General features: G+C 31.7%; 2 protein-coding genes. Both read left to right on the forward strand.

Translation table 11 applies throughout. The features are described from left to right. Positions 1–102: 102 nt before the first annotated feature. Positions 103–792 carry a flagellar type III secretion system pore protein FliP gene (gene fliP, locus L8D11_RS04230; RefSeq protein ID WP_236870430.1) on the forward strand — a complete coding sequence of 230 codons (690 nt, stop codon included), beginning with the start codon at positions 103–105 and terminating at the stop codon, positions 790–792. 72 nt (positions 793–864) lie between these two features. After that, the gene (locus L8D11_RS04235) at positions 865–3,327 is read left to right on the forward strand and encodes a valine--tRNA ligase (protein ID WP_236870431.1); all 2,463 of its coding nucleotides are present in this window, start codon (positions 865–867) and stop codon (positions 3,325–3,327) included. The last annotated feature ends 140 nt before the right edge of the window (positions 3,328–3,467 follow it).

Below are 3,467 nucleotides of genomic sequence, written 5' to 3' on the forward strand. Positions count from 1 at the left end.
GATCTGTAATAATTACTTTCTCTGCATTTGCAACATATTATTTCTGACATATACTAACCTTATTTGTGTTATTGTGCATATCATATCAGCTTTCTCAATTGTATGCTATATTTGTTTAGCAATGCCATTGATTTTGGAGGGGAAGATGAGCAAACCTTATTCAGCAACAAAGTAATTCAACTTATTGGTTTGATTACTATATTAAGCGTTGCTACTTCAATTTTAATCATGGTAACTTCATTTACGAAAATCACTATTGTTTTTTCAATACTTCGTCATGCACTCGGGCTACAACAAACACCTCCGAATATTGTTATTATCAGTTTATCATTATTTTTAACTTTTTTTATAATGTCTCCTACATTTAATAAAGCTTATGATGATGGATTGTTTCCTCTTATGAATAATCAGATAAATGAAGAAAAAGCTTGGACTAATATAACAGAGCCTTTTGAAAAATTTATGAAAGAGAATACGAGAGAAAAGGATTTAAATTTATTTAGAGACATTGCGAAGGAAACTCAAAATTTAGAAAAAGATGAAATACCATTGAGGGTTATAATACCAGCATTCATGTTAAGTGAGTTTAAAAAAGCTTTTGAAATTGGATTTTTGATTTATTTACCATTTTTAATCATAGATTTAGTAGTTGCATCGGTATTAATGGGAATGGGAATGATGATGCTTCCACCTGTTATAATATCCTTACCGTTTAAATTAATTTTCTTTGTAATGATAGATGGTTGGTATATGCTAAGCGGAAGCTTGGTCAAAAGTTATGGCATAGGTTAGTATGACTGCAAATCAATTTAACAAGATCTAAGCTTGTTGATTTATTAATTCTAAAAATATTTGATAGTTAAAATGAGTTTTAAAGATAACCTGGATATTCCTGAAATAGAAGCTAAATGGCAAAAAATTTGGAATGCATCTAATATTTATAAATGGGATAGCGCTAAGTCTAAAGAGGAAATTTTTTCAATAGATACCCCTCCCCCTACTGTTTCCGGTGAATTACATATGGGTCATGTATTTAGTTATACCCAAGCAGATTTTATAGCAAGATTTCAAAGAATGAGTGGTAAATCAGTTTTTTACCCTATAGGTTTTGACGATAATGGATTACCTACAGAAAGATTAGTTGAAAAAGTAAAAAAAATTAGAGCTAAGGATTTAAGTAGAGAGGAATTCATAAAGGTATGTGAAGAGGTAGTTTTAGAAACAGAAGAAAAATTTAGAAATATTTATAAATCTTTAGGATTAAGTTTTGATTGGGAGCAAGAGTATCAAACAATAAGCTCTAAATCTAGGAAGCTCTCTCAAATGTCATTTATTGATTTGTATAATAAAAAAAAGATTATAAGAAAATTTGGGCCAAGTTTTTGGGATATAAAAGACCAAACCGCAATAGCTCAAGCTGAAAATGTTGATAAAGAACAAACTGGCATACTAAATGACATTAAATTTAAAACTGTAAATGGTGAAGAAATTGTTATTGCAACAACAAGACCAGAGATGTTACCAGCCTGTGTAGCTATTTTCTATCATCCAAATGATGATAGATATCAACACTTAAAAAATACCAAAGCTATAATACCATTTTTTAATAATCAGGTGCCTATTTTACTGGATGAAGATGTTGAGCAAGAAAAAGGAACAGGTTTAGTAATGTGTTGTACTTTTGGAGATATTCAGGACATTGAGTGGTGGAGAAAGCATAAGCTTAACACGATTGAATGTATAGATTTGCACGGAAAAATGAAAAATGCCGGCTTTCTTGATGGAGCCAAAATTACAGAAGCTAGAGAGTTGATAATAGAAAAATTAAAATCAGAGCAACTTCTGCTCGAGCAAACTGAAGTTGTTCAAAATGTTAAATGCGCTGAAAGGTCAGGAGGAATCCTTGAAATTATTCCTACCTATCAATGGTATATTGAGGTATTACCCTATAAGGCTGATTTACATAGAAAAAATGACGAATGCAATTGGCATCCAAAGTTTATGAAGGATAGACTTAGTAGCTGGATAGATGGCTTGAATCAAGATTGGTGTATTTCTAGGCAAAGGTATTTTGGCGTTCCTTTTCCTGTTTGGTATTCAAAAAGAAAAGGAGAGGAAGGAAAAATACTTGTTGCTAATGTTGCTAAACTTCCTGTTGATCCATATGTTGATTTGCCTGATGGCTATACTCGTCAGGAGGTTAAACCAGAAACTGATGTTATGGATACATGGGCAACGAGCGCGATAACTCCTCAGTTATCAAGTCATGGGATTAGCGAGGATTTCATGCTTGATAAAGACAGGCACAATAAATTGTTTCCATATGATTTAAGACCTCAAGCTCATGAAATTATTAGAACTTGGGCTTTCGGCACTTTAGTTAAGTCATTTTTCCATCAAGATTCTATCCCATGGAAAAATCTTATGATTAGTGGGTGGTGTTTGGCTTCAGATAAGTCTAAAATGAGCAAATCAAAAGGTAATGTTGTCACACCAGAAAAACTGATAAAAGATCAGGGAGCTGACGTTATAAGGTATTGGGCATCAAGCTCAAAACTTGGAATGGATATAGTATATAGCGATCAAATATTCAAAATTGGTAAAAAATTAGTAACTAAACTTTGGAATGCAGGTAAATTTGTTGATTTTCATATCAATGGATCAGACAGGAGAATTAATTTTCTTAAAGATGATATCAACAACAAAGATATTTTTTGCGATCTAGATTTATGGATCATTTCTAGTTTATATAAGGTGGTCGAAAACGCCACAAACTCCTTTAAAAACTATGAATATTGTGATGCAAGAGTTTTTGTTGAAAATTTCTTCTGGAACGACTTTTGTGATAATTATCTCGAGTTAGTCAAAACAAGAGTTTACGATGAGGAGAATAAAAATCCAAAAGAAAAGAAAAGCGCGATTTTAACATTAAATTACGTCTTTAATACATTACTAAAACTTTTTGCTCCATACATGCCACATGTCACTGAAGAACTAAATTCCATTTTATATGGAAAAAATAACGAAATGGTAAATCAAATTAATATGTGGCCAAAATTAGATGATTTTTATTACTCAGCAGATAAATTAAATATTGGAACACATGTTTTGAACATATTAGAATTAGTAAGAAAGTATAAATCAACTAAGGAACTTTCACTACGATCAGAGATTAATGAGATTTATTTTAGTGGAAAGGAAATAGGACCTTCAGCTTTGTTGGATTTAAAAAATGCGTGCAATAGTAAAGAAATGAAATATCTGGATAACATTGAACAACCAGATTTAAGATCAAACTGCGGTAAATATTCAATACTGGTATTGTAATTTGCTCGCAAAGATGGCACCGTCAAGTTAATGGAAATATGGCCGCAACACAACCCTGACCCTTAAATTTTAGGCAGCAGCTATCTCTTGGATAGCTTCATCCCAAATAAATTTAGCTTTTTGAAAATTCTCTCTTTGGA

It is taken from the genome of Candidatus Bandiella numerosa (genome assembly GCF_021811875.1).
In the GTDB taxonomy this organism is placed as follows: Bacteria; Pseudomonadota; Alphaproteobacteria; order Rickettsiales; family Midichloriaceae; genus Aquirickettsia; species Aquirickettsia numerosa_A.